1 protein-coding gene is annotated in these 567 nt (G+C 31.0%); it reads left to right on the top strand.

Annotation, left to right across the window (positions count from 1 at the left end; genetic code table 11):
- Positions 1-567, top strand: a 567-nt coding sequence (locus FC37_RS08225) for an SLAP domain-containing protein (RefSeq protein ID WP_201779647.1), incomplete at both ends; no start/stop codon positions are given.

The following is a 567-nucleotide window of genomic DNA, read 5'->3' as shown; positions in this document are numbered from 1 at the left end:
ATCTTTAGGTCAAAATACAATTTTGATGCCGTTGAGCACTTTGGTTGTAGAAGGGGTAAATGAAACTCCAACAACAAATATTGGAAACCAGGATGAAACTCAACCTGTTCAAATTCCTTCAAATGTAGATGCTAATAATTCAGAGTCATCTGAGGATACCATTTCAAATGTTAATACTTCGACAGAAGTTAGTGCCGATACAATTGAATTGACACATAATGCATATGTTTATGATTCAAATGGTGATGTAGTGAAGAAGACTGACGGATCAAATATTGATTTAATAAAGGGAAGTTCCGTAAAGATTCTTGATAACGGTCAAACAACAACCATTAAGAATAAAGAATTCTATCGTATTGGTGAAAATCAATATGTTAAGGTAGCCAATATTCTTAAGGATATTACTAAGTTATTAGTACATAATGCATATGTTTATGATATTAATGGCAATATTGTAACTGAGAATGGTAAAAAGCTTGTACTTAAGAATGATCGATTTGTTAAAGTAAGATATAGTGGTAGACTAATTACTATCAATGGTAAGAAGTTTTATCAAATTGGCCATAA

The organism is Lactobacillus gallinarum DSM 10532 = JCM 2011 (genome assembly GCF_001434975.1).
In the GTDB taxonomy this organism is placed as follows: domain Bacteria; phylum Bacillota; class Bacilli; order Lactobacillales; family Lactobacillaceae; genus Lactobacillus; species Lactobacillus gallinarum.
Note: the sequence above shows the minus strand (reverse complement) of the source record. Positions and strands in the feature narration are given on the sequence as shown.